Here is a 25,890-nt window from a genome sequence, read left to right as displayed (position 1 = left end):
GTTTCGGTGGTTATAGCGTAGGGGAAACGCCCGGTTACATTCCGAACCCGGAAGCTAAGCCTTACAGCGCCGATGGTACTGCAGGGGGGACCCTGTGGGAGAGTAGGACGCCGCCGAACAAATATTGAATGGGTTGGACCCCGAACTTCGGTTTGGGGTCCAACCCTTTTTTGTTGCGCGTCACTTGGAGTTCATGTGGCGCGATCAGCATCCACTGTATGGGTACTGCTGCGATGCTCAGGGCCGCCGGTGTCGGACTCGGTGACGAGGTCGTCGTGCCGGCCTTCGGGAACGTCGAGGTCGCCGAGGCCGTTGCCATGGCCGGGGCCATGCCGGTGTTCGCCGACATAGATCCTGTCACCTACTGCCTCGACCCCGCCGCTGTGGAAGCGGCGCTGACTCCGCGGACCGCCGCCGTGGTTGTCGTACACCGCTTCGGCCGGATCGCCGACATCCCGCGGCTGCACGCGCTGGGAGCACGACAAGGACTGCTCGTGCTGGAACAGGGAGAGTCCGAGGCGCCCTATGACGAGATAGCCCAGCGCAGGGAACGGGCGGCCTATCTCGACGCGAAGTTGAGGGGTGTGCGGACGCCGGGCGGTGGCGATGGGCACGCGTATCAGCAGTACGTCGTGCGGGTTCCGGGCAATGGGCGGCCGGACCGGGACGCGTTCGCACGAGCTGTGCGGGCCAAGGGAGTCGACTGCCGGGTGCCCGTGAAGACGCCGGTTCATCGACTGCCCGAATTCCGGCGGTGTGTCTCCCTTCCGGAGACGGAGCGGGCTGCCGACGAGACACTCGCGCTTCCCGTGGACGTCACGCTGACCAAGCGGGACATGCAGCGGATCGTGTCTGCCTGCAATGCCCTCGGAGGGCTGCTGCAGCCCGCCTTCTGACGTGGTTGGGAGCAAGGGTCTGTTCGGGGTATGATCTATTCCGTTGCCGCGCGGGAAACCGCCAAGCGACAGGCCCCTATAGCTCAGTCGGTAGAGCGTCTCCATGGTAAGGAGAAGGTCAGCGGTTCGATTCCGCTTGGGGGCTCCAGTAGATAAGGCCCCACCCGTAAGGGTGGGGCCTTCTTCTTGTCCTAGTCCTTGTGGAGGCCCGGCACGCGCATCGCCAGGATCGCCATGTCGTCGGACGGGGCGTCCGACGCGAAGCGTTCCACCGCGCGCATGATGCGGGCCGCGACCGCGCCGGCCGTGAGGCCCGTGCACGTCGTGAGGACGTCGGCGAGGCCGTCGTCGCCCAGCATGCGGGCGCCCTCACGGCGTTCGGTGACGCCGTCCGTGACGCACAGCAGGACGTCGCCCGGGTCGAGGGTGACCGTCTCCTCGTACAACTCGAGGTCGTCGATGACGCCGAGGAGCGGCTGAGGCTCGGCGGCCGGTTCGACCGTGCCGTCCTGACGCAGGCGCAGCGGGAGCGGGTGGCCGGCGCAGACGACCTTCAGCTCAGCGCTGCCGTCGTCCTGCGGACGCATCTCCCCGTACAGGAGGGTGAGGAAGCGGCTGCGGGCGCCTTCGTCGAGGATGGCGGAGTTGAGGCGTTCCAGGACCGCCGGTCCGCTGAGACCCTCGCGGGCCAGGAGACGCAGGGCGTGGCGGGCCAGGCCCGTGACCGCCGCCGCGTTCGGGCCCGTACCGCAGACGTCGCCGATGGCGAAGCCGTAGGAGCCGTCGCGGATGGGGAAGACGTCGTAGAAGTCGCCGCCGACCTCGTTGCCCTCGCCCGCCGCGCGGTAGATGACCTCGACCTCGACCCCCTCGATCATGGGCAGTTCCGGGGGCAGGAGGCTGCGCTGGAGGGACTGGCTGATCGCCGTGCGCTCCGAGTAGAGGCGGGCGTTGTCCAGGGCCAGGGCGGCTCGGCGGGACAGGTCCTCGGCGAGTTCCAGGATCTCCTGGCGGAAGTGCTCGTCCGTCGGCTTGCCGAGGGTCAGCATGCCGATCACGCGGTTACGGGCCACCAGCGGGAGGACGACCGTCTCACCGCCGACGGCGGAGGCCGTGGCGAGGGTCGGGCCGATGCCGGGCGTGACCTGGCGGGTCGGGCCACCGCTGAGGCCGAGGCTGCGCATGGAACTGCGCAGGGCCGCCTGGTGGGCGACCTCGGCGGGGGTCGTCCAGACACGGGCGCCCGGGGTGGGCACCGGGTCCGGCGGGGGGACCTTCGACAGCAGGGACTTGATGCCGTCGATGAGCTCCTCGTCCTCGTGCAGCACGTACGACAGGTACGGCTCGGAGGCCTGGTCGGCGATCGTGTAGACGGCGCACCAGGTGGCGAGGGTCGGGACCGTCATCTGGGCCATCAGAGCCAGGGTCTGGTCGCGGTCCAGGGTGCCGGCCAGGAGGTCGGAGGCCTCGACCAGGAAGCTCAGCGAGCCTCGGCGCAGGCGTTCGAGTTCGCCGAGCCGGGCGGACTCCACCGCCAGCGCGATGCGGTCGGCGGCGAACTGCAGGCGCAGGGCCTCCTCGTTGGAGTATCTGCCGGCCCCCTCTGCGGCGACGCCGAGAGAGCCGGTGAGGCGGCCCTCGACCTTCAGCGGGACCGTGACGACCGAGCGCATGCCGGTGCCGTTCAGCAGGGGCACCGCGCCCGGAACCGCCGTCAGGTCGTCGTGGACGGCAGGCATACGGGCCGAACCGTAGCGGCCGGGACCCGCCTCGACGGGGACGCGGGCGAAGCGCTGGCGGGCCGAGGGGAGGCCGGTGGAGGCGCGGACCTCCAGCTCCGTCTCGTCGTCGGTGGCCAGCAGGAGGAACGCCGAGTCGCCGTCGAGCATGTCGCGGGCGCGTTCCACCGTGCGCTGGAGGAGTCCGTCGAGGTCGTCCGGGGCGGGTGAGCCGATGAACACCTCGAAGGGGTCGGTGTTCTGGCCCTCGGAGCTGGTGGCGGCGTCGGAGGCGGGGACGCGCGTGGGCGTCTGGAGAACAGCCCGTTCGTGGTCGCGTACCAGGAGGCACACGGTTGACGGTTCGCCGCCGGTGTCGCGGACCCGCAGGTGGGAGGCGTAGACGGGGGTGACACGGCCGTTGGCGGCGCGAATGCCGTAACTGCCCTCCCAGCGGGAGAGTTGGAGCGCCTCCGCGATGCCGGTGCTGGTGCCGGGGGTGTGCGGCCAGGCGGCGAGGTCGGTCAGGGGTTTGCCGGTGACCTGCTCGGCCGGATAGCCGAAGAGCTCCTCGGCGTCCTCGTTCCAGGCGCTGATGTGGCCGGTGCGGTCGATCTGGATGACCGCCACGCGGACTCTGTCGTCGGCGAGGGGGAGGAGGTCGGCGGGGAGCGCCGGGCCGGCCGCTCGGGTGCCCACCGCACGGGCGGGGAGGTCGAGTTGGAACCAGACGGTCTTGTGGGTGGGGGTGTACTCGACGCCCCAGCGGCCGGCGAGGGCCGCGCACAGCTGGAGCCCGCGGCCGCCCTCCCGGTCAGGGCTTCCCATGTTGACGGCCGTGGCCTGGAGCGGGATCTCGCGTTCGGGATAGCGGTCGGCCACCTCGATGCGCACATCCTCGTCGCTGCGCAGGCAGAGGACGTCGGCGGAGGTGCCCGCGTGGACGACGGCGTTGGTCACCAGTTCGCTGGTGAGAACGACGGCGTCGTCGACGATGTCGGCGAAACCCCAGCCCTGGAGGGTGTCGCGGACGAAGGAGCGGGCGCTCGCGACAGATCGTCCGACGGGCTCGAAGCTGGCGGCCGCGCGCGCGGTGATCACAGAACTCCTCGACCGGTTCTCGATGTACTGGGCTGTGGGGCCGGCCGGCTCGCGCCGCTGTCGCGGCATGCCGCCCGTCGGCTCCGAGGGCTGGTCCCCCGGGATCAGTCCGGTGGTCATGTGTGCGGCCGCCCCTCCGATGCCCGCTCGTGTTCGTGCCACCGCCCAGGCCGGACGGACCGGCGTGGCTGGACAGCCGGATGCAAGGTTACTTACCTTCGCGGTCCGTGCGGATGCCGGTCTGCAGTGTTTCCGTCCGGAGGGTGTGCGGACGATGTGCGAAGCTGCCGAACTGTTATGGCCTGGTTCGGGCAGGGTGAAACACTGGGCAAGCTTCTTGTGAAAGTCCGGGCGGGCTGAGTGTCTCCCGCGTGCGGTGGGCAGCAGCCCCCAGGGCACGGCCTGGTATGCAGGGCGGGAGAATACGCAGTAGTAACCGGTACGGCGAGCGTGGTACCCGAACACAGCAGTGACGGTCGAATCCCTGCGGGAGGGACACAGTGGAGTCTGGCGCAGCGACGCGTGGCAAGAAGGCGCGCGCGAAGGGCGGACAGTCCCCGAGCAACCAGGGCAGAGTGCGCAGCGGCACCACGGAGGTGGACACGGCGGCCCTGAACCGGCTGATGGCGGCCCTGGTGTCCATGCGGGACGGGAACTTCCGCAAGCGGCTCACGGTGTCCGGCGACGGCGTGATGGCCGAGATCGCGGCCGTGTTCAACGAGGTGGCCGACCGCAATCTGCATCTCACGGGCGAGCTGGCGCGGGTGCGGCGGATGGTGGGCCGTGAGGGCAAGCTGACCGAGCGGCTGGAGACGGGGGCCTGTGAGGGCTCCTGGGCGACCGCGATCGACAACTCGAACGCCCTGGTGGACGACTTGGTGCGGCCGGTTTCCGAGGTCAGCCGGGTGCTGTCCGCGGTGGCCGAGGGTGATCTGTCGCCGCGTATGGAGTTGCGGACCCAGGTGCCGGACGGGAACGGGCAGCCGTTGCGCGGCGAGTTCCTGAAGGTCGGGCGGACCGTCAACAACCTGGTCGACCAGCTGTCGACGTTCACCGACGAGGTCACGCGTGTGGCCAGTGAGGTGGGCACCGAGGGCAAGCTGGGCGGGCAGGCGCGGGTGCGGGGCATGTCGGGTTCCTGGCGGGACCTGACGGACTCCGTCAACACGATGGCGAACCGGCTCACCGCTCAGGTGAGGGACATCGCGCTGGTGACGACGGCGGTCGCCAAGGGTGATCTGTCCCGGAAGGTCACCGTGCAGGTGGCCGGCGAGATGCTGGAGCTGAAGAACACCGTCAACACGATGGTGGATCAGCTGTCGGCCTTCTCCTCCGAGGTGACCCGGGTGGCCCGTGAGGTGGGCACCGAGGGCGCGCTGGGCGGCCAGGCGCAGGTGCCGGGCGTCGCCGGTGTGTGGAAGGAACTCACCGATTCGGTGAACACCATGGCCGGGAACCTCACGGCCCAGGTGCGTGGGATCGCGGAGGTGACGACCGCGGTCGCCAACGGTGACCTGTCACGCAAGGTGACGGTGCCGGCGCGCGGTGAGGTGGCGCAGCTCGCCGACACGATCAACCAGATGACCGAGACACTGCGGATCTTCGCGGACGAGGTCACTCGCGTTGCCAACGAGGTCGGGGCCGAGGGGCAGCTCGGCGGTCAGGCGAACGTGCCGGGTGCGGCGGGGACGTGGAAGGATCTCACCGATTCGGTGAACACGGTCTTCCGGAATCTGACCACCCAGGTGAGGGACATCGCCGCGGTGACGACGGCCGTGGCCAATGGTGATCTGTCGCAGAAGGTCACCGTGGACGTGGCCGGCGAGATGCTGGAGCTGAAGAACACCGTCAACACGATGGTGGATCAGCTGTCCGCCTTCGGCGCCGAAGTGACACGTGTGGCGCGCGAGATCGGTGTCGAGGGTGAGCTGGGCGGCCAGGCGCAGGTGCCGGGTGTGGCCGGGACGTGGAAGGACCTCACGGACTCCGTCAACACGGCGTTCCGGAACCTCACCGGACAGGTGCGGAACATCGCCCAGGTGACGACGGCGGTCGCCAACGGCGACCTCTCGCAGAAGGTCACGGTCGACGTCTCCGGCGAGATGCTCAAGATGAAGAACACCGTGAACACGATGGTGGACCAGCTGTCGTCCTTCGCCGACCAGGTGACCCGGATGGCCCGGGACGTGGGCACGGAGGGGCGCCTCGGCGGTCAGGCCCGGGTGGACGGCGTCTCGGGCACGTGGAAGGAGCTCACCGACTCCGTCAACTCGATGGCCGGCAACCTCACCTCCCAGGTGCGGAACATCGCGCAGGTGACGACGGCGGTGGCCCGGGGTGACCTGTCGCAGAAGATCGACGTCGACGCGCGCGGGGAGATCCTGGAGCTGAAGAACACCATCAACACGATGGTGGACCAGCTGTCCGCCTTCGCCGACCAGGTGACCCGGGTCGCGCGCGAGGTGGGTACGGACGGCCGGCTGGGCGGTCAGGCGCAGGTGCCCGGCGTCGCCGGTGTGTGGCGCGACCTGACCGACTCCGTGAACGGCATGGCGTCCAACCTGACCGGCCAGGTGCGCAACATCGCCCAGGTGGCCACGGCGGTGGCCCGGGGTGATCTGTCGCAGAAGATCACCGTGGACGCGCGGGGCGAGATCCTGGAGCTGAAGAACACCCTCAACACGATGGTGGACCAGCTGTCGTCGTTCGCCGAAGAGGTCACGCGGGTGGCCCGTGAGGTGGGTACCGAGGGCATCCTGGGCGGTCAGGCCGAGGTGCAGGGCGTCTCCGGCACCTGGAAGGACCTCACCCAGTCGGTGAACGGCATGGCCAACAACCTGACCATCCAGGTGCGCAACATCGCCGAGGTCACCACCGCGGTCGCCCGGGGCGACCTGTCGAAGAAGATCACCGTCGACGCCAAGGGCGAGATCCTCGAGCTCGTCACGACCGTCAACACGATGGTGGACCAGCTGTCCTCCTTCGCGGAGCAGGTGACCCGGGTGGCCCGTGAGGTGGGCACCGAGGGCATCCTGGGCGGCCAGGCGCACGTTCCGGGTGTCACGGGCATCTGGAAGGACCTGAGCGACAACGTGAACCTGATGGCCAAGAACCTGACCACACAGGTGCGGAACATCTCCCAGGTCTCGGCGGCGGTCGCCAACGGTGACCTGACGCGGCAGGTCACCATCGAGGCGCGCGGCGAGGTGGCGCAGCTCGCCGACACCATCAACACGATGGTGAAGACGCTGAGTTCGTTCGCCGAGCAGGTCACCAAGGTGGCCCGTGAGGTGGGCACGGACGGCATTCTCGGTGGTCAGGCGCACGTGCCGGGTGTGGCGGGGACGTGGAAGGACCTCACCGAGTCCGTGAACCAGATGGCGTCCAACCTGACCGGCCAGGTGCGCAACATCGCCATGGTGACCACGGCCATCGCCAAGGGCGACCTGACCAAGAAGATCGACATCGACGCGCGCGGCGAGATCCTGGAGCTGAAGACGACCATCAACACGATGGTGGACCAGCTGTCGTCCTTCGCCGAGGAGGTCACCCGGGTGGCCCGCGAGGTGGGCACGGAGGGGCAGCTCGGCGGTCAGGCGCGCGTGCGGGATGTCGACGGCACGTGGCGGGACCTCACGGAGTCCGTGAACGAGATGGCCGGGAACCTGACCCGGCAGGTGCGCGCCATCGCGCGCGTGGCGACCGCGGTGACCCGGGGCGACCTGAACCTGAAGATCGATGTGGACGCGTCCGGGGAGATCCAGGAGCTCCAGGACTACATCAACAAGATGATCGCCAACCTGCGCGACACCACGATCGCCAACAAGGAGCAGGACTGGCTGAAGGGCAACCTGGCCCGGATCTCGGCGCTGATGCAGGGCCGCCGGGACCTGGAGGACGTGGCCTCGCTGATCATGAGCGAGCTGACGCCCGTGGTGTCCGCGCAGCACGGCGCGTTCTTCGTGGCGATGCCGCTGGTCGACGGCGAGGACATGAGCGCCGCCGACGAGGACCAGTACGAGCTGCGCATGCTCGGCAGTTACGGCTACTCGATGGGCTCCATGCCGACGTCGTTCCAGCCGGGTGAGGCGCTGGTCGGGACGGCCGCCGAGGAGAAGCGCACGATTCTGGTGGAGAACGCTCCCAGCGGCTATCTGAAGATCTCCTCGGGGCTCGGTGAGGCACCGCCCGCCCAGGTGATCGTGTTGCCGGTGCTGTTCGAGGGCAGCGTGCTCGGCGTCATCGAGCTGGCGTCCTTCACGCCGTTCACGCAGATTCAGAAGGACTTTTTGAACCAGATCGCGGAGATGATCGCGACGAGCGTCAACACCATCTCCGTCAACACCAAGACGGAGCTGCTGCTGGCGCAGTCGCAGGAGCTGACCGAGCAGCTGCGGGAGCGCTCCGCGGAGTTGGAGCAGCGGCAGAAGGCCCTTCAGGCGTCCAACGCCGAACTGGAGGAGAAGGCCGAGCTGCTGGCCCAGCAGAACCGCGACATCGAGGTGAAGAACACCGAGATCGAGGAGGCGCGGCAGGTTCTGGAGGAGCGCGCCGAGCAGCTCGCGGTGTCGATGCGCTACAAGAGCGAGTTCCTGGCGAACATGTCGCACGAGCTGCGTACGCCGCTCAACTCGCTGCTGATCCTGGCCAAGTTGCTCGCCGACAACGCCGAGGGGAACCTCTCCCCGAAGCAGGTGGAGTTCGCCGAGACGATCCACGGGGCCGGGTCCGACCTGCTCCAGCTCATCAACGACATCCTGGACCTGTCGAAGGTCGAGGCGGGCAAGATGGATGTCTCCCCGACGCGGATCGCGCTCGTCCAGCTCGTGGACTACGTGGAGGCCACCTTCCGCCCGTTGACCGCGGAGAAGGGCCTGGACCTGTCGGTACGCGTCTCGCCGGAGTTGCCGGCCACGCTGCACACCGACGAGCAGCGGTTGCTGCAGGTGCTGCGCAACCTGCTGTCGAACGCGGTGAAGTTCACCGACTCGGGGTCGGTGGAGCTGGTCATCAGGCCGGCGCGGGACGACGTGCCGCACAAGATCCGGGAGCAGCTGCTGGAGACGGGGTCCCTGACCGATCCGGACGCGGACCTGATCGCGTTCTCCGTGACGGACACCGGCATCGGCATCGCGAACAGCAAGATGCGGGTGATCTTCGAGGCGTTCAAGCAGGCCGACGGCACGACCAGCCGCAAGTACGGCGGTACGGGTCTCGGGCTGTCCATCTCGCGGGAGATCGCACAGCTGCTCGGCGGTGAGATCCACGCGCAGAGCGAGCCGGGACGAGGATCGACGTTCACGTTGTACCTGCCGCTGCACCCGAGTGAACTGCCGCCGCAGGGCTATCAGCAGCAGTTGCCCGCCCTGGAGGCCGGTGACCTGGTGGCGTCCGGCCAGGCGGAGCTGTCCGAGGTGGAGGTCGAGACGCCGGCCGAGGTGAAGTCGTACCGCGACACGCAGAACGGTCCGGCCGCCCTCTTCCGGCGGCGGCGCAGGATGCCCGAGCTGCCGCCGCGTCCCACCCAGCCCGAACAGTGGGGCTCCGCCGAGCAGGAGACGGCGCCGAAGCCGCAGCGCGGCATCCGGTTCGGCGGCCAGAAGGTCCTGATCGTCGACGACGACATCCGTAACGTCTTCGCGCTGACCAGCGTCCTGGAGCAGCACGGCCTGTCCGTGCTGTACGCCGAGAACGGCCGTGAGGGCATCGAGGTGCTCGAGCAGCACGACGACGTGGCTGTCGTCCTGATGGACATCATGATGCCCGAGATGGATGGGTACGCGACGACCACGGCGATCCGCAGGATGCCGCAGTTCGCCGGGCTGCCGATCATCGCGCTGACCGCGAAGGCGATGAAGGGGGACCGGGAGAAGGCGATCGAGTCGGGGGCTTCCGACTACGTCACCAAGCCGGTCGACCCCGATCACCTGCTGACGGTGATGGATCAGTGGATGCGAGGGGAATGAGGGGAACGGTGGGCCATTACGCAACGTTGGCGGGAAGGTTCGGTGTTCACACGCAGTTGCGAACTCGAAGTGCGCATAGTCGTGTAGAAGTACGAGATCCGGGGAACCTTCTGGTCTCCTGCTGCGTTTCTGCTATGTGCACAGTGACATCACGGTGACAGGGTGTGGCGACGGGCGGGGTGCGGCTACGATGACCGGCACAAGGACGGGCGGCGCAAGGGAGTCGTCCCCTGGGGCGACATCCACCGATGTTTCCTCAGGTCCTGCGGACAGGGGAGGCCCCACGCCGGGGCGAGGAGGGCGGGCCATGGTGCAGAAGGCCAAGATCCTCCTGGTCGATGACCGGCCGGAGAATCTGCTGGCGCTGGAGGCGATCCTCTCTGCGCTCGATCAGACGCTGGTGCGGGCATCGTCCGGGGAGGAGGCGCTGAAAGCGCTGCTCACGGACGACTTCGCGGTCATCCTGCTGGACGTGCAGATGCCGGGCATGGACGGCTTCGAGACGGCCGCGCACATCAAGCGGCGGGAGCGGACCCGGGACATCCCGATCATCTTCCTCACGGCGATCAACCACGGCCCGCACCACACCTTCCGCGGGTACGCGGCGGGCGCGGTCGATTACATCTCCAAGCCGTTCGACCCGTGGGTGCTGCGCGCGAAGGTCTCCGTCTTCGTCGAGCTGTACATGAAGAACTGCCAGCTGCGTGAGCAGGCGTCGCTGCTGCGGCTCCAGTTGGAGGGCAACGGCAAGGACGAGGGCGGCGAGGCGAAGGAGTCGGCCGGTCTGCTGGCGGAGCTCTCCGCGCGGCTCGCGGCCGTCGAGGAGCAGGCCGAGGCGCTGACCAAGCAGCTCAACGACGAGTCGACGGACGCCGCCGCCGTGGCGACCGCCGCTCATCTGGAGCGCAAGCTCACGGGGTTGCGGCGCGCGCTGGACGCGCTCGAGCCGGGCACCGGCAGCACGTCACCGCTCTCCTCGCAGAACTGACGGCCGGGCGGGCACGGTTGTCCGGCCATGAGCGTGCGTCAATTCCACGCCTCTGCCGGAGCGACACGAACGGGTGAAGCTGTGGGCACGCGTGTCCCCTGCCGTCTCCCCCGGTAACCTCACACCCATGGCCTCACGTCCCTCCGCAGCCAAGAAGTCGCCCGCGAAGAAGGCGGCCGCTTCCGCGAAGGCTCCGGCGAAGAAGGCCGCCGCCAGAAAGGCTCCCGCGAAGAAGGCGCCCGCCAGGAAGGCCGCGGCGAAGAAGGTCGCGCCCAAACCGGCGCCCAGCCCCACCGGAGGCATCTACCGGCTGGTGCGCGCCGTGTGGCTCGGCGTCGCGCACGCGGTGGGCGCCGTGTTCCGGGGCGTGGGGCAGGGCGCCAAGAACCTCGATCCGGCGCACCGCAAGGACGGGATCGCCCTGCTGCTGCTCGGTATGGGGCTGATCGTCGCCGCGGGCACCTGGGCCGACCTGGAGGGCCCCGTGGGCGACCTGGTCGAGATCCTGGTGACCGGTGCCTTCGGCCGGCTCGACCTGCTGGTGCCGATACTGCTCGCCGTCATCGCCGTGCGGTTCATCCGGCACCCGGAGCAGCCCGAGGCCAACGGGCGCATCGTCATCGGCCTGTCCGCGCTGGTCATCGGCGTGCTCGGACAGGTCCACATCGCCTGCGGCTCGCCCCTGCGCGGCGACGGCATGCAGGCGATAAGGGACGCCGGCGGTCTCATCGGCTGGGCCGTGGCGACCCCGCTGTCGTTCGCCATGGGGGACGTGCTCGCGGTACCGCTGCTCGTGCTGCTGACGGTGTTCGGGCTGCTGGTCGTCACGGCCACACCGGTCAACGCCATCCCGCAGCGGCTGCGCCTGCTCGGTGTGCGGCTCGGGATCCTCCGCGACCCGGCCGAGTACGAGTACGGCGAGGACGACGAGCGCTACGAGGAGCAGTGGCGGGAGGCGCTGCCCGCCCGGCCGCGCGGCCGGCGTGCGCCGGCGCCCGAGGCGTACGACCCCGACGGCGCCGAGCAGGAGGCCATCGCACGGCGCCGCGGCCGTCCCCGGCGGTCCGCGGTGCCGCAGCCCGACATGGACCGGCCCAGGGACGCCGTGGACGTCGCGGCGGCGGCCGCCGCCGCGCTCGACGGTGCCGTCCTGCACGGGATGCCGCCCTCGCCGGTCGTCGCCGACCTCACCCAGGGCGTGCGGGTCGGGGACCAGGAAGCCACGACCCCGACACCCGTCCCGGCCGCCCGTCCCCAGCAGGACAAGACCGGCCAGGACAAGCCGGAGCCGCGGAAGCCCAAGCCGGGCGTCCGCGACCTCACCAAGGCCCCGCCCGCCGAGCCCCGCGACCTGCCCTCGCGCGCGGAGCAGCTCCAGCTGTCCGGTGACATCACCTACTCCCTGCCGGCCCTCGACCTGCTGACGCGCGGCGGTCCGGGCAAGGCCCGCAGCGCCGCGAACGACGCCATAGTCGCCGCGCTGACCACCGTCTTCACCGAGTTCAAGGTGGACGCGAGCGTCACCGGCTTCACCCGCGGGCCGACGGTCACGCGCTACGAGGTCGAGCTCGGCCCCGCCGTGAAGGTGGAGCGGATCACCGCGCTGACCAAGAACATCGCCTACGCCGTCGCCAGCCCGGACGTGCGGATCATCAGCCCGATCCCCGGCAAGTCCGCGGTCGGCATCGAGATCCCGAACACCGACCGGGAGATGGTCAACCTCGGTGACGTCCTGCGTCTGGCGGAGTCGGCGGAGGACGACGACCCGATGCTGGTCGCGTTCGGCAAGGACGTCGAGGGCGGCTACGTCATGCACTCGCTGGCGAAGATGCCGCACATGCTGGTCGCCGGCGCTACCGGCTCCGGCAAGTCGTCCTGCATCAACTGCCTGATCACCTCGATCATGATGCGGGCGACCCCCGAGGACGTCCGCATGATCCTCGTGGACCCCAAGCGGGTCGAGCTGACCGCCTACGAGGGCATCCCGCACCTGATCACGCCCATCATCACCAATCCCAAGCGCGCCGCCGAGGCCCTCCAGTGGGTCGTACGCGAGATGGACCTGCGCTACGACGACCTGGCGGCCTACGGCTACCGGCACATCGACGACTTCAACCGTGCCGTGCGCGAGGGCAGGGTCAAACCGCCCGAGGGCAGCGAACGGGAGCTCCAGCCGTACCCCTACCTGCTGGTCATCGTGGATGAGCTGGCCGACCTGATGATGGTCGCGCCGCGGGACGTCGAGGACGCGATCGTGCGCATCACGCAGCTCGCCCGCGCCGCCGGCATCCACCTGGTGCTCGCCACCCAGCGTCCGTCCGTCGACGTCGTCACCGGTCTGATCAAGGCCAACGTGCCGTCACGACTGGCCTTCGCCACCTCGTCGCTGGCCGACTCGCGGGTCATCCTCGACCAGCCGGGCGCCGAGAAGCTCATCGGCAAGGGTGACGGGCTGTTCCTGCCCATGGGCGCGAACAAGCCGGTTCGTATGCAGGGCGCCTTCGTGACCGAGGAGGAGATCGCGGGCGTCGTCCGGCACTGCAAGGACCAGATGGCGCCCGTCTTCCGGGACGACGTCACCGTGGGCACCAAGCAGAAGAAGGAGATCGACGAGGACATCGGCGACGACCTCGACCTGCTGTGCCAAGCGGCCGAGCTGGTCGTCTCCACGCAGTTCGGCTCGACGTCCATGCTCCAGCGGAAACTGCGCGTGGGCTTCGCCAAGGCCGGACGGCTGATGGATCTCATGGAGTCGCGGAACATCGTCGGGCCCAGCGAGGGTTCCAAGGCACGTGACGTTCTTGTGAAGCCTGACGAGCTGGATGGCGTGCTCGCACTGATCCGTGGGGAGTCTGATGGGTAGGGAAGCGGGAGTGTCCGGATCGTGACTCACCCGTAAGGGATGAGCGGGCAACCGTTTCCCGTCGGTGTACGTCAAGTTGAGGGAAGCGGCAAAACCGCGACCCCGCCATCGGATTGTCGGGCCATTCCGATGGCGTACAAAGTGCCACCGCCCGGTTGCCTCACCCTTTTGTCACCCCCCTAGACTGAACTCCCAGCACAGGCGGCTACACGCTCGAAAGGCGCCCCCGTGTCCATCGGCAACTCCCCTGAAGACGAGCGTCCGTTCGAAGACGAGCGCGTCGAAGACGACCGCGAGCAAGCCCGCCCCGCCATCGGCCGTGCCCTGCAGCAGGCGCGTATCGCAGCGGGTCTGACCGTCGACGACATCAGTAGCGCCACCCGGGTCCGCGCGAACATCGTGCATGCCATCGAGGCGGACGACTTCACCGCCTGCGGCGGTGACGTCTACGCCCGCGGGCACATCAGGACCCTGGCCAAGGCCGTCCGCCTCGACCCCGCGCCGCTGCTCGCCCAGTACGGTGACGAGCACGGCGGACGCCCGGCACCGACTCCGGCAGCCCCCCTCTTCGAGGCGGAACGGATCCGTCCGGAGCGGCGGGGGCCGAACTGGACCGCGGCCATGGTCGCCGCGATCGTCGCCGTCATCGGTTTCGTCGGGTTCACCATGTTCCAGGGCGGCGACAGCGGCGGCAACGAGACCAACGTCGCCGAGGGCTCCACGCCCACGGCCGGGGACTCCCCGACCCCGAAGTCCAAGAAGCCCGCCGCACCCGAGCCCGAGCCCTCCGACAGTGCCATCGCGGCCGCGCCGCAGGACAAGGTGACCGTCCGGGTGTCCGCCGCCGACGGCCGCAGCTGGATCTCCGCCAAGGACCACAGCGGCCGGCTGCTCTTCGACGGAGTCCTCAAGCAGGGCGACTCCAAGACCTTCCAGGACAGCTCCAAGGTCCACCTCGTCCTCGGTGACGCCGGCGCGATCGACCTCTTCGTCAACGGCAAGAAGATCGAGGACGACTTCCAGCCGGGCTCCGTCGAACGCCTGACCTACACCAAGGGCGACCCCGAGGCCGGGTAACTGGTCCGAAGGGGTGCCCGCCGCACGGGGCTGGCCGGTCTCGGCCAACCCCGTCGACGTGGGGTGTCGGCGGGACGAAGTACTCTTGAGCCCATGCCTGAACGCCGTACCGTCGCACTCGTCACCCTTGGCTGCGCCCGTAACGAGGTGGACTCGGAGGAGCTCGCAGGCCGTTTGGAGGCGGACGGCTGGGAGCTCGTCGAGGACGCCGAGGAAGCGGACGTCGCCGTCGTGAACACGTGCGGCTTCGTCGAGGCCGCCAAGAAGGACTCGGTCGACGCCCTCCTGGAGGCCAACGACCTCAAGGGGCAGGGCAGAACCCAGGCCGTCGTGGCGGTGGGCTGCATGGCCGAGCGGTACGGCAAGGAGCTCGCCGAGGCCCTTCCCGAGGCCGACGGCGTGCTCGGCTTCGACGACTACGCGGACATCTCCGACCGGCTCCAGACCATCCTCAGCGGCGGCATCCACGCCGCGCACACGCCGCGCGACCGGCGCAAGCTGCTGCCCATCAGCCCGGCCGAGCGTCAGGAGTCCGCCCAAGCGGTCGCGCTCCCCGGGCACGCCCCGGCCGACCTTCCGGAGGGCCTCGCCCCGGCCTCAGGGCCCCGCGCGCCCCTGCGCCGCCGGCTGGACGGCTCCCCGGTCGCCTCCGTGAAGCTCGCCTCCGGCTGCGACCGGCGCTGCTCCTTCTGCGCCATTCCGTCCTTCCGTGGCTCCTTCATCTCCCGCCGGCCCTCGGACGTGCTGAACGAGACCCGGTGGCTGGCCGAGCAGGGTGTGAAGGAGATCATGCTGGTCTCCGAGAACAACACCTCCTACGGCAAGGACCTGGGCGACATCCGTCTGCTGGAGTCGCTGCTGCCCGAGCTCGCCGAGGTCGACGGCATCGAGCGGGTCCGCGTCAGCTACCTCCAGCCTGCCGAGATGCGTCCCGGGCTCATCGACGTGCTGACCTCGACCCCGAAGGTCGCGCCCTACTTCGATCTGTCCTTCCAGCACTCCGCGCCCGGCGTGCTGCGCGCGATGCGGCGCTTCGGCGACACCGACCGGTTCCTGGAGCTGCTCGACACCATCCGCAACAAGGCGCCCGAGGCGGGCGTGCGCTCCAACTTCATCGTCGGTTTCCCCGGTGAGAGCGAAGCCGACCTCGCCGAGCTGGAGCGGTTCCTGAACGGCGCGCGGCTGGACGCCATCGGCGTCTTCGGCTACTCCGACGAGGAGGGCACCGAGGCCGCGACCTACGACGACAAGCTCGACGAGGACGTCGTCGCCGAGCGGCTGGCCCGCGTCTCACGGCTCGCCGAGGAGCTCGTCTCGCAGCGCGCCGAGGAGCGGGTCGGCCAGAGCGTGCACGTGCTCGTGGAGTCCGTGGACGACGAGGACGGCGTGTACGGCCGCGCGGCGCACCAGGCCCCGGAGACCGACGGTCAGGTGCTGCTCACGAGCGGCGCGGGCCTGAGCGTCGGCCGTATGGTCGAGGCGAAGGTGGTCGGTACGGAGGGTGTCGACCTGGTGGCCGAGCCGCTTCAGGGCTCGAACGCCGCGCCTGCGTGGAGTGAGGAGGCGGGCAGATGACCGGTGTCCCGGCATCCGCGGCGGGAGGTGCCTCCGGCGCGAGGAGGGCGGCGGCCGGTGCGGCTTCCACGGCCTCCGCGCCCTCGGGGAAGGTTCCGGGAGCGGCGGTCGGCCGTGCGGCAGCGCGGTCGGCTGATGGCGCAGTGCCGTCCGGTGCGGGAGACCGGGCGTCCGCCGGCGTGGATCAGGGCGGGGCCGGCGGTACGGAAGGGCCGGAAGGCGCCGCCGTCGACGGCGACGGGAAGCCCGCTCGGGGTGGGAAGATCGCGGCCGCGGCCGTCAACCAGGCCAGTGTGTGGAACATCGCCAACCTGCTGACCATGCTCCGGCTGCTGCTCGTCCCCGCCTTCGTCGCGCTGATGCTCGCTGACGGCGGCTATGACCCGGCATGGCGGTCGCTGGCCTGGGCCGCCTTCGCCGTCGCCATGATCACCGACCTTTTCGACGGCCACCTGGCGCGCACGTACAACCTGGTCACGGACTTCGGCAAGATCGCCGACCCCATCGCGGACAAGGCGATCATGGGAGCGGCGCTGATCTGTCTGTCCGCGCTCGGTGATCTGCCGTGGTGGGTGACCGGCGTCATCCTCGGGCGGGAACTCGGAATCACCCTGCTGCGTTTTCTGGTCATTCGGTACGGCGTCATCCCCGCCAGCCGCGGAGGCAAGCTGAAGACCCTCACCCAGGGTGTGGCCGTGGGCATGTATGTGCTGGCGCTGACGGGGTGGCTGGCCACCCTGAGGTGGTGGGTGATGGCCGTGGCGGTTGTTCTGACCGTCGTGACCGGGCTCGACTATGTGAAACAGGCCATTGTGCTGCGCAGGCGGGGAATCGCCGAGCGGAAGGCCGCGTTGGAGGAGAAGGAAGCGTGAGTTCCACGGCCACCGACGTGGTGCGACTACTCACGGTCAAGGGTGAGACGCTCGCCGTCGCTGAGTCGTTGACGGGCGGCCTCGTCGCCGCGGAGATCACATCGGTCCCCGGGGCGTCCAAGGTCTTCCGGGGTTCCGTGACCGCCTACGCCACCGGACTGAAGCACGAACTGCTCGGTGTGGATGCCGGTCTGCTCAAGGCGCGAGGAGCGGTGGATCCGCAGGTCGCGGACCAGATGGCGGCCGGCGTACGCAAGGCGCTTGGAACCGACTGGGGCATCGCGACCACCGGCGTCGCCGGTCCCGATCCGCAGGACGGCCAGGCCGTCGGGACGGTCTTCGTGGCCGTGGACGGGCCGTTCGGCACGGAAATCGGTTCCGCCGGCGGCGGAAAAGTGGCGGCTCTGCGGTTGAACGGCGACCGCGAGGAAATTCGTAGAGAGAGTGTACGGAGCGTACTCGCACTGCTCCTGAAGGAGCTTGCGGGCGAACAGACTGGGAATGAGCGGGCACAGGATACGGAACGGAACGGGGGGTTTTGATGTTTGCAGCCCTGAGTGAACACGACATCGCTCCCCGCACGGCCGCGGCGCAAGGCGGTACGGTGGGGCGTAATGGATGCGGCTACGCGGTCCGAGGAGGGAGCCACCGATGATTCTGCTCCGTCGCCTGCTGGGTGACGTGCTGCGTCGGCAGCGCCAGCGCCAGGGCCGTACTCTGCGCGAAGTCTCCTCGTCCGCCCGAGTCTCACTCGGCTATCTCTCCGAGGTGGAGCGGGGGCAGAAGGAGGCTTCCTCCGAGCTGCTCTCCGCCATCTGCGACGCGCTGGACGTACGGATGTCCGAGCTCATGCGGGAAGTGAGCGACGAACTCGCCCTCGCCGAGCTGGCCCAGTCCGCTGCGGCCACCCCCAGCGAGCCTGTGCCCACGCCGGTTCGACCGATGCTGGGTTCCGTTTCGGTGACCGGTGTGCCACCGGAACGGGTGACCATCAAGGCGCCCGCCGAGGCGGTGGACGTCGTCGCCGCGTGAGTGTTTCCGCGCACACGGCTGTCGCTGTGCGTGCGGGTGACGCGTACGAGGCGCCAGGGAAGGTGTCCGAGGCCCCGGCCGGGCCTCTCCGGGAGATCCGGAGGGGTGCCGCCCGGGGTTTTCGCTTGCGCCGAGTGCCCGTTTTGTGTGCGTTTGCCGGTATGGCGTGCGGCGGTCATCGTTGAGGGATGACGGGGACGGCCAACGGGAGGTGCGGATGTACGTCGTGAAGAGCCCATTGTCCGACGCGAGCCTCAAGGCTGTGTCGGAGGCGTTGCAGGGTGCGCTTGTGGACCTGGTGGATCTCGCCCTGGTGGCGAAGCAGATCCACTGGAACGTGGTGGGGCAGCGCTTCCGTTCCGTGCATCTCCAGCTCGACGAGGTCGTCGACACGGCGCGGAAGTATTCCGACATCGTTGCGGAGCGCGCCGCGGCGCTCGGGATCCCGCCTGACGGGCGTGCCGCGACCGTGGCCGTCGGCAGCGGGATCGGCGTGACCCCCGAGGGGTGGGTCGACGACACGACCGCCGTGGCGACGCTCGTCGACGCGCTGGGCGCGGTGATCGCCCGGATGCGGGAGCGGGTCGAGGCGACCGGTGAGCCGGATCCGGTGAGCCAGGACATCTTCATCGGCATCACGGCGGACCTGGAGAAGCATCACTGGATGTTCCAGGCCGAGAACGGGTGACCGGAGCGGGCGGCGGGCGGGCCGGGGGTTCGCCCGCCTGGCGCGTCGTGGCGCGTCGTGGTGGGGTGCGCGATGCCTCGGGGTGCCGTTGCCGTGCGCTGTCCGCCGCCCCGCTGAGTAGCCGGATAGCGCCTGGCTGGAAGTGCCGGCCATGGCGGGGATAGGGCGCTGGGGGGCTCACGGGGCCGCGCTGGGGCTGGGGGCGCTGTGGTGGTGGGCTGTGGCCCGGCTGGTGCTCGTGCCGGGTGCGGGGGCGCTGGAGGCGGCCGTCGCCGCAGGGGGATGGGGGCTGAGCGTGCTGCCGGTGCACTGTGTCGCGAAGGCTCAGGCCGGCGGGGCGCTCGGTGCGGGGCGGTGGCGGGCGGTGTGGGCGGCGGGAACTCGAAGGGCGGTGTCCCGGCGCAAGTGAAACGGGGCGCGAAGGCGGGCAGGCGGATGCCTGCCTCACCAGGGCATGGTCACGCCCCCGTTCGGGCGGATGATCTGGCCCGTCGTGAAGGCCGAGGCGTCGGATGCCAGGTGGAGGACCGTGTACGCGATGTCCCGGGGGGCGCCGACCCGGCCGAGGGGCGACATGCGGGCCATCGCCGCCTCGGTACGCGCCTGGGCCTCGCCCTCGTGGCGGTCGGTCATGGGGGTACGGATCCAGCCGGGCGCCACCGCGTTGACCCGGATGCCGTGCCGGCCCACCTCCGTCGCCAGGGTCTTCGTCAGCTGGACCACCGCCGCCTTGGCGGCGCCGTAGCAGAGCAGCCCGGGGCCGCCGGTGTCGACGGCGCCCGAGGCCATCGTGACGATGCTGCCCCGGGTGCCGCGGACGATCATCAGGCGGGCCGCTTCCTGGCAGGCGTACAGCACGCCCTTGAAGTTCACGGCCATCACCCGGTCGAGGTCCTCGTCGCGGGTCTCCAGCACGGGGCTGCTGTGCATGATCCCGGCGATCGCCGCGAGGACGTCCAGGCGGGCGCAGGAGGTGACCGCCTGTCTCAGACCGGAGCGATCGGTGACGTCGAGGACGTGGACGCGGGCGGTGCCGCCGCCGTCCTCGATCAGGGCCGCCGTCTCGCGCAGGCCCTCGGCGTCGCGGTCGGCGCAGTGCACAATGGCGCCCGCCTCGGCGAGCAGGAGAGCCGAGGCGCGGCCGATGCCGCTCGCCGCGCCGGTGACGAACGCCGTGCGGCCGGTGAGGTCGTACGCCGTGACGGGCATGTACCGGACCGTACGGGCTTTTCTGACAGGTCGTCAATTAGATGGCGGTCATCATCCGGTCGCGTCGGAACGGCCGCGCCGCGCGGCGGGGGCGGGGCCCGGCTGGCAGGTGGGGCACCAGTACGTGGGACGTTCGCGGGAGCCGTCGCCCTGGTCGGCGACGCGGACCGGGGTGCGGCAGCGTAGGCAGGGGCGGGGGGCCCGGCCGTACACGAACAGGTCCGGGCCGCGGCGGCCCGTGGTACTGCGGATCGACCGGTCCCGGTTGGCCTCCAGCAGCCTCCTGGCCAGCTCGGGGAGGTGCGCGGCGCGCTCGGCGGGCAGCTCGCCCACGGGAAGCCAGGGGGTGACGCCCAGCAGGAAGCAGAGCTCGCACTTGTAGACATTGCCGATGCCCGCGAGGTTGCGCTGGTCGAGCAGGGCCTCGCCGAGGGGGCGGGCGGGGTCCTGGAGCAGGTTGGTGAGGGCCTGCTCGGGGTCCCAGTCCGGGCCGAGGAGGTCCGGGCCGAGGTGGCCGACCGCTCGGTGCTCGTCGGCGGTGCGCAGGAGTTCCAGAACGGGGAGGCGGTACCCGACGGCCGTGCGGTCAAAGGTGCCGAGGATCGCCCGGATCTGGTGGCCGGGGCCGCCGCTCCAGCGCTGGCCGTTCCGGTACACCTTCCAGGCGCCGTCCATCCGCAGGTGGGAGTGCAGGGTCAGACCGCCCTCGACGCGGGTCAGCAGGTGCTTGCCGCGCGGAGTGACGTCGAGGACCACGCGCCCCGTGAGGTCGGCCGTGGCGAAGCGGGGCACCCGAAGGTCGCTGCGGGTCAGCACCTTGCCCGCGAGGGCGCCGTGCAGCCGCCTCGCGGTCTGCCAGACCGTGTCACCTTCGGGCATGGGTCAAGGGTGGCACGGCGGGCGGTGGCCGGGTCCGGGGATCAGGCGCGCAGGCGGAGTCCGCGGGGGGTCGCGATGAAGCCCGCTCCTTCCAGCAGGGCGCCGATGGGGGAGGTCAGGGCCTGGGCACCGTTGACGCGCTCCACGGTGACCGTGCCGAGGGAGCCCGCGCGGGCGGCTGCGGCGAGGGCCTCCGCCGCGGAGCGCAGACGGGGGTCGTCGGCGGGGTCGCCGTCCGGGGCGGCGGCCCATGCCAGCAGGGTCTTGCCGCCGCGCTCCATGTAGAGCGTCAGCTCACCGTCGACCAGCACGACGAGCGAACCCGCCTTGCGGCCCGGCTTGTGTCCGGCGCCGGTCGGGGGCTCGGGCCAGGCCAGGGCGGCACCGTAGGCGTTCGCCGGATCGGCGGCGGCGAGGACGAGCGCCCGGGAGGCGGCGTCCGGGCGGGTGCGGCCGCCCGGGGAGCCGGGGGCGTACGGGGCGCGACCGCCGTTCTGCCAGGGCGGGATGCCCTGCGGGGCGTAGTCGCGGGGCGAGACGTACTCGTCCCGGGACCGGTTGGTGGCCGGGCTGCCGAACGCGGGGCCGAAGCCGGCGAAGGCGTCGTGGCCCGGGTCGTCGGTGTGGTCGGCCCACGCGGCGGAATCGTCCGGCCCGGCGAAGTCGTGGGCGGGGGACGACGGGCCGAGGCCGGGGACCGGGCCGGGCAGGTCCTCGCCGCGGTCCCGGGCGTTGGACACGGCGCGCAGGCGGTCCACGGCGCCGTCCATCGCGAACTGTGCCGCGCCGAGGCCCTCCACTACGTAGCCGCGGCGGGCCTGGCCGCTCTCCTCGAAGGCCGACAGCACGCGGTACGTCGCCGAGAACCCGCCCTCGACGCCCTCCGCCGACACCGCGCCTCTGGTCACCACGCCGTGCCGGTCGAGGAGCGTGCGCGCGAGGGCGTGGGCCCGCACCGTGGGGTCCGGTTCGTGGGCCGGGAGCAGGGACCAGCGGCCGGCGACGGTCGGTGGGCCGGAGCGGGACGCCGTGCGGGCCGCGGCCGTCAGGGAGCCGTAGCGGCCGCGCGGGACCGCGCGTTTGGCACGGTGGGCCGTCGAACCGGCGGTGCGGCCCGAGCCGAGCAGGGCGCGCATGGGGGTGAGCGTGTCGTTCGTCAGGCGCCCTGACCAGGCGAGGTCCCAGACGATGTCGGCCAGCTGCGGGTCGGTCGCCTCGGGGTGGGTGGTGGCGCGGACCTGCTCGGCGATCTGGCGGAAGAACAGACCGTAGCCGCCGGAGAGGACGTCCAGGACGGACTGGTGGAGGGCCGTCAGCTCCAGAGGGTGCGGGGGTGGCAGGAGCAGGGGCGCCGCGTCCGCCAGGTAGAGGGAGACCCAGCCGTCCTTGCCGGGGAGGGAGCCGGCCCCGGCCCACACCACTTCTCCGGACGCGGTGAGTTCGTCCAGCATCGCCGGGGTGTAGTTCACGACCCGGGAGGGCAGGACCAGCTTCTCCAGGGCGGAGGCGGGCACGGACGCGCCCTGTGTCTGCTCGATGGCGCGCACCAGCCCGTCGATGCCGCGCAGCGAGTGACCCTTGCCGATGTGCTGCCACTGCGGGAGGAACTGCGCGAGCGCGGCCGGCGGCACCGGCTCCAGCTCGTGCCGCAGTGCGGCCAGGGAGCGGCGCCGCAGGCGGCGCAACACGGTCGCGTCGCACCACTCCTGGCCGATTCCGGCCGGGTGGAACTCGCCCTGGACGATCCGGCCCGCCGCGGCGAGCCGCTGCAGGGCGCCCTCGGTGACGGCGGCGCCCAGGCCGAAACGGGCCGCCGCCGTGGTCGAGGTGAACGGGCCGTGGGTGCGGGCGTAGCGGGCGAGGAGGTCGCCGAGCGGGTCCTTGACGGGCTCGGTGAAGGCCTCCGGGACGCCGACCGGCAGCGCCGTGCCCAGAGCGTCGCGCAGGCGGCCCGCGTCCTCGATCGCCGCCCAGTGCCGGGCACCGCCGATCCGGACCCGGATGGCGCGACGCGCACCGGCCAGCTCCTCGGCCCACTGTGGCTCGGCGCCCCGCTCGGCGAGCTCGGCGTCCGTGAGCGGGCCGAGGAGGCGGAGGACGTCGGCGACGCCCTCGGCGTCCTTGATCCGGCGGTCCTCGGTGAGCCATTGAAGCTCCCGCTCCAGCTCCGCCAGCACCTCCGCGTCGAGCAGCTCGCGCAGCTCCGCCTGGCCCAGCAGCTCGGACAGCAGCCGGGAGTCGAGCGACAGGGCCGCGGCGCGCCGCTCGGCGAGCGGGGAGTCGCCCTCGTACAGGAACTGGGCGACGTAGCCGAAGAGCAGGGATCGTGCGAAGGGCGACGGTTCGGGAGTCGTGACCTCGACGAGGCGGACCTTGCGGGACTCCAGGTCGCCCATCAGCTCGACGAGGCCGGGGACGTCGAAGACGTCCTGGAGGCACTCCCGGACCGCCTCCAGGACGATCGGGAACGAGCCGAACTCGCTCGCCACCTGCAGCAGCTGCGAGGCCCGCTGGCGCTGCTGCCACAGCGGGGTGCGCTTGCCGGGGTTGCGGCGCGGCAGCAGCAGCGCGCGGGCGGCGCACTCGCGGAAGCGGGACGCGAACAGCGCCGAGCCGCCCACCTGGTCCGTGACGACCTGGTCGACCTCGCCCTTGTCGAAGACGACGTCGGCGGCGCCCACCGGGGCCTGCTCGGCGTCGTACTCGCGGCCCGCCTTCACCGGCTCCTGATCCAGCAGCTCCAGGCCCATCAGGTCGGCGTCCGGCAGGCGCAGCACGATGCCGTCGTCGGCGTGCATGACCTGCGCGTCCATGCCGTACCGCTCGGAGAGTCTGGCGCCGAGGGCGAGTGCCCAGGGGGCGTGCACCTGGGCGCCGAAGGGGGAGTGCACGACCACGCGCCAGTCGCCGAGCTCGTCGCGGAAACGCTCCACCACGATCGTCCGGTCGTCCGGGACGTGGCCGCAGGCCTCGCGCTGCTCGACCAGGTAGGAGAGCACGTTGTCCGCCGCCCAGGCGTCCAGGCCGGCGGCGAGCAGGCGCAGACGGGCGTCGTCCTCGGGCAGCGAGCCGACCTCGCGCAGGAACGCGCCCACCGCCCGGCCCAGCTCCAGCGGGCGGCCCAGCTGGTCGCCCTTCCAGAAGGGCAGCCGGCCCGGTACGCCCGGGGCGGGGGAGACCAGCACGCGGTCGCGGGTGATGTCCTCGATGCGCCAGGAGCTCGTCCCCAGCGTGAAGACGTCCCCGACGCGGGACTCGTAGACCATCTCCTCGTCGAGCTCGCCGACCCGGCCGCCGCCCTTCTTCGGATCGGCGCCCGCGAGGAAGACACCGAAGAGGCCGCGGTCGGGGATCGTGCCCCCGGAGGTGACGGCGAGGCGCTGGGCGCCCGGGCGGCCGGTGATCTCGCCGGTGACGCGGTCCCACACCACGCGCGGGCGCAGCTCGGCGAAGGCGTCCGAGGGGTAGCGGCCGGCGAGCATGTCGAGGACCGCCGTGAAGGCGGACTCGGGGAGCGAGGCGAAGGGGGCGGCCCGGCGGACGGCGGCGAGGAGGTCGTCGAACTGCCAGCTGTCCATGGCCGTCATGGCGACGATCTGCTGGGCCAGGACGTCCAGGGGATTGGCGGGGACCCTGAGGGACTCGATGGCGCCGGTTCGCATGCGCTCGGTCACCACCGCCGCCTGCACCAGGTCGCCTCGGTACTTCGGGAAGACCACGCCGGTGGAGACCGCGCCCACCTGGTGGCCGGCACGGCCTACGCGCTGGAGGCCGGAGGCGACCGAGGGGGGCGACTCGACCTGGACCACGAGGTCGACCGCGCCCATGTCGATGCCCAGCTCCAGGCTGGACGTGGCGACGACCGCGGGGAGGCGGCCCGCCTTGAGGTCCTCCTCGACCAGGGCGCGCTGCTCCTTGGACACCGAGCCGTGGTGGGCGCGGGCGATGACCTGGGGGGCGCCCTGGACTGCTCCGGAGCCGCCCATCAGCTCGGCGGGGGAGTGGTGCTCGTCGAGTGGCTCGCCGGTGGCCCGTTCGTAGGCGATCTCGTTCAGGCGGTTGCAGAGCCGCTCCGCGAGGCGGCGGGAGTTCGCGAAGACGATCGTGGAGCGGTGGGACTGGACGAGGTCGGTGATCCGCTCCTCGACGTGCGGCCAGATCGACGGGCGTTCGGCGCCCTCCGAGCCGTCCGACACAGGGGAGCCGCCCAGCTCGCCCAGGTCCTCGACCGGGACGACCACGGAGAGGTCGAACTCCTTGCCCGACTCGGGCTGGACGATCTCCACCTTGCGGCGCGGAGAGAGGAAACGGGCGACCTCGTCGACGGGGCGGACCGTGGCGGAGAGGCCGATGCGGCGGGCGGGCCTCGGAAGCAGGCCGTCCAGTCGCTCCAGGGAGAGTGCCAGGTGGGCGCCGCGCTTGGTGCCGGCGACGGCGTGCACCTCGTCGAGGATGACGGTTTCGACGCCGGTCAGCGCGTCGCGGGTCGCCGAGGTCAGCATCAGGAACAGCGATTCGGGCGTCGTGATCAGGATGTCCGGCGGGCGGGTGGACAGGGCGCGGCGCTCGGCTGCGGGGGTGTCGCCCGAGCGGATGCCCACCCTGACCTCCGGCTCCGGCAGGCCGAGGCGTACGGACTCCTGGCGGATGCCCGTCAGGGGGCTGCGGAGGTTGCGCTCCACGTCGACGGCGAGGGCCTTCAGGGGGGAGACGTACAGGACGCGGCAGCGCTTCCGGGGGTCGGCGGGGGGCGGGGCCGAGGCCAGCTGGTCCAGGGCGGCGAGGAAGGCGGCCAGGGTCTTGCCGGAGCCGGTGGGGGCGACGACCAGCACGTCCGAGCCTTCGTGGATGGCCTGCCACGCGCCGGCCTGGGCGCTGGTGGGGGCGGAGAAGGCGCCCGTGAACCAGGCGCGGGTCGCGGGGGAGAAGGTGTCCAGGGCTCGGTGTGCGTGGCTGGCCATGGGTCCATCGTGCACCTAGGCACTGACAGTGGGTGGGGGCCGTGGGTTCGCCTGCGGTTTCGTCG

The 25,890-nt window shown here is 70.9% G+C and carries 15 protein-coding genes, 1 tRNA gene and 1 rRNA gene; 13 read left to right on the top strand and 4 right to left on the bottom strand.

Translation table 11 applies throughout. The features are described 5' to 3' along the window. Positions 1–2 precede the first annotated feature (2 nt). The 3 genes from rrf (at position 3) to IE212_RS18150 (ending at position 1,044) form a co-directional block, all read left to right on the top strand. Positions 3–119: ribosomal RNA gene (rrf, locus tag IE212_RS18160) — 5S ribosomal RNA — on the top strand. Between the two features lie 114 nt (positions 120–233). Continuing rightward, positions 234–896, top strand: a complete 663-nt coding sequence (locus IE212_RS18155) for a DegT/DnrJ/EryC1/StrS family aminotransferase (RefSeq protein WP_190198926.1) — start codon at positions 234–236, stop codon at positions 894–896. Positions 897–968: 72 nt separating this feature from the next. Then, positions 969–1,044: transfer RNA gene (locus IE212_RS18150), tRNA-Thr, on the top strand. Positions 1,045–1,087: 43 nt separating this feature from the next. On the opposite strand, the gene IE212_RS18145 is transcribed toward IE212_RS18150, so the two are convergent. Further along, positions 1,088–3,835: a SpoIIE family protein phosphatase gene (locus IE212_RS18145; RefSeq protein WP_190198910.1), complete on the bottom strand. Its 2,748-nt coding sequence runs from the start codon at positions 3,833–3,835 to the stop codon at positions 1,088–1,090. 380 nt (positions 3,836–4,215) lie between these two features. Between IE212_RS18145 and IE212_RS18140 the strand changes: the two genes are divergently transcribed. The 10 genes from IE212_RS18140 (at position 4,216) to IE212_RS18095 (ending at position 19,185) form a co-directional block, all read left to right on the top strand. After that, the gene (locus IE212_RS18140; RefSeq protein WP_190198909.1) at positions 4,216–9,681 is read left to right on the top strand and encodes a HAMP domain-containing protein; all 5,466 of its coding nucleotides are present in this window, start codon (positions 4,216–4,218) and stop codon (positions 9,679–9,681) included. A gap of 307 nt (positions 9,682–9,988) precedes the next feature. Next, positions 9,989–10,669: a response regulator gene (locus IE212_RS18135; RefSeq protein ID WP_190198908.1), complete on the top strand. Its 681-nt coding sequence runs from the start codon at positions 9,989–9,991 to the stop codon at positions 10,667–10,669. A 127-nt stretch (positions 10,670–10,796) separates the two neighbouring features. Further along, the gene (locus IE212_RS18130) at positions 10,797–13,532 is read left to right on the top strand and encodes a DNA translocase FtsK (RefSeq protein ID WP_190198907.1); all 2,736 of its coding nucleotides are present in this window, start codon (positions 10,797–10,799) and stop codon (positions 13,530–13,532) included. A gap of 228 nt (positions 13,533–13,760) precedes the next feature. Beyond that, positions 13,761–14,609 carry a helix-turn-helix domain-containing protein gene (locus IE212_RS18125; RefSeq protein WP_190198906.1) on the top strand — a complete coding sequence of 283 codons (849 nt, stop codon included), beginning with the start codon at positions 13,761–13,763 and terminating at the stop codon, positions 14,607–14,609. 93 nt (positions 14,610–14,702) lie between these two features. Further along, positions 14,703–16,184, top strand: a complete 1,482-nt coding sequence (rimO, locus tag IE212_RS18120; RefSeq protein WP_190198905.1) for a 30S ribosomal protein S12 methylthiotransferase RimO — start codon at positions 14,703–14,705, stop codon at positions 16,182–16,184. Beyond that, positions 16,181–17,056, top strand: a complete 876-nt coding sequence (pgsA, locus tag IE212_RS18115; RefSeq protein ID WP_190198904.1) for a CDP-diacylglycerol--glycerol-3-phosphate 3-phosphatidyltransferase — start codon at positions 16,181–16,183, stop codon at positions 17,054–17,056. Before rimO ends, pgsA begins: the two co-directional genes overlap by 4 nt. Continuing rightward, complete coding sequence (locus tag IE212_RS18110) at positions 17,053–17,598, top strand: CinA family protein (protein ID WP_190198903.1); 546 nt, start codon at positions 17,053–17,055, stop codon at positions 17,596–17,598. The genes pgsA and IE212_RS18110 overlap by 4 nt, the downstream gene beginning before the upstream one ends. A gap of 109 nt (positions 17,599–17,707) precedes the next feature. Further along, entirely contained in the window at positions 17,708–18,088 is a 381-nt protein-coding gene (locus IE212_RS18105; protein WP_003993396.1) for a helix-turn-helix domain-containing protein, read from the top strand. Positions 18,089–18,305: 217 nt separating this feature from the next. Further along, positions 18,306–18,776, top strand: coding sequence for a Dps family protein (locus tag IE212_RS18100; protein ID WP_190198902.1), 471 nt, complete (start codon positions 18,306–18,308; stop codon positions 18,774–18,776). 151 nt (positions 18,777–18,927) lie between these two features. After that, on the top strand, positions 18,928–19,185 hold the full coding sequence (locus tag IE212_RS18095; protein ID WP_190198901.1) for a hypothetical protein: 258 nt from the start codon (positions 18,928–18,930) through the stop codon (positions 19,183–19,185). Positions 19,186–19,220: 35 nt separating this feature from the next. Here the strand turns inward: IE212_RS18095 and IE212_RS18090 are convergent, their stop codons facing one another. The 3 genes from IE212_RS18090 to IE212_RS18080 are packed head-to-tail and all read right to left on the bottom strand — an operon-like array spanning position 19,221 to position 25,825. Next, positions 19,221–19,985, bottom strand: coding sequence for an SDR family NAD(P)-dependent oxidoreductase (locus IE212_RS18090; RefSeq protein ID WP_190198900.1), 765 nt, complete (start codon positions 19,983–19,985; stop codon positions 19,221–19,223). Between the two features lie 51 nt (positions 19,986–20,036). Beyond that, on the bottom strand, positions 20,037–20,864 hold the full coding sequence (locus IE212_RS18085) for an Fpg/Nei family DNA glycosylase (RefSeq protein ID WP_190198899.1): 828 nt from the start codon (positions 20,862–20,864) through the stop codon (positions 20,037–20,039). A gap of 41 nt (positions 20,865–20,905) precedes the next feature. Next, on the bottom strand, positions 20,906–25,825 hold the full coding sequence (locus IE212_RS18080; RefSeq protein ID WP_190198898.1) for an ATP-dependent helicase: 4,920 nt from the start codon (positions 25,823–25,825) through the stop codon (positions 20,906–20,908). Positions 25,826–25,890: the final 65 nt, after the last annotated feature.

It is taken from the genome of Streptomyces djakartensis, from assembly GCF_014651075.1.
GTDB lineage: Bacteria > Actinomycetota > Actinomycetes > Streptomycetales > Streptomycetaceae > Streptomyces > Streptomyces djakartensis.
Note: the sequence above shows the minus strand (reverse complement) of the source record. Positions and strands in the feature narration are given on the sequence as shown.

Coding starts and splice junctions, on each gene's coding strand:
- IE212_RS18155 (WP_190198926.1), top strand. CDS start 234: ATGCTCAGGGCCGCCGGTGTCGGACTCGGTGACGAGGTCGTCGTGCCG.
- IE212_RS18145 (WP_190198910.1), bottom strand. CDS start 3,835: ATGACCACCGGACTGATCCCGGGGGACCAGCCCTCGGAGCCGACGGGC.
- IE212_RS18135 (WP_190198908.1), top strand. CDS start 9,989: ATGGTGCAGAAGGCCAAGATCCTCCTGGTCGATGACCGGCCGGAGAAT.
- IE212_RS18130 (WP_190198907.1), top strand. CDS start 10,797: ATGGCCTCACGTCCCTCCGCAGCCAAGAAGTCGCCCGCGAAGAAGGCG.
- rimO (WP_190198905.1), top strand. CDS start 14,703: ATGCCTGAACGCCGTACCGTCGCACTCGTCACCCTTGGCTGCGCCCGT.
- pgsA (WP_190198904.1), top strand. CDS start 16,181: ATGACCGGTGTCCCGGCATCCGCGGCGGGAGGTGCCTCCGGCGCGAGG.
- IE212_RS18105 (WP_003993396.1), top strand. CDS start 17,708: ATGATTCTGCTCCGTCGCCTGCTGGGTGACGTGCTGCGTCGGCAGCGC.
- IE212_RS18100 (WP_190198902.1), top strand. CDS start 18,306: ATGTACGTCGTGAAGAGCCCATTGTCCGACGCGAGCCTCAAGGCTGTG.
- IE212_RS18095 (WP_190198901.1), top strand. CDS start 18,928: ATGGCGGGGATAGGGCGCTGGGGGGCTCACGGGGCCGCGCTGGGGCTG.
- IE212_RS18090 (WP_190198900.1), bottom strand. CDS start 19,985: ATGCCCGTCACGGCGTACGACCTCACCGGCCGCACGGCGTTCGTCACC.
- IE212_RS18085 (WP_190198899.1), bottom strand. CDS start 20,864: ATGCCCGAAGGTGACACGGTCTGGCAGACCGCGAGGCGGCTGCACGGC.
- IE212_RS18080 (WP_190198898.1), bottom strand. CDS start 25,825: ATGGCCAGCCACGCACACCGAGCCCTGGACACCTTCTCCCCCGCGACC.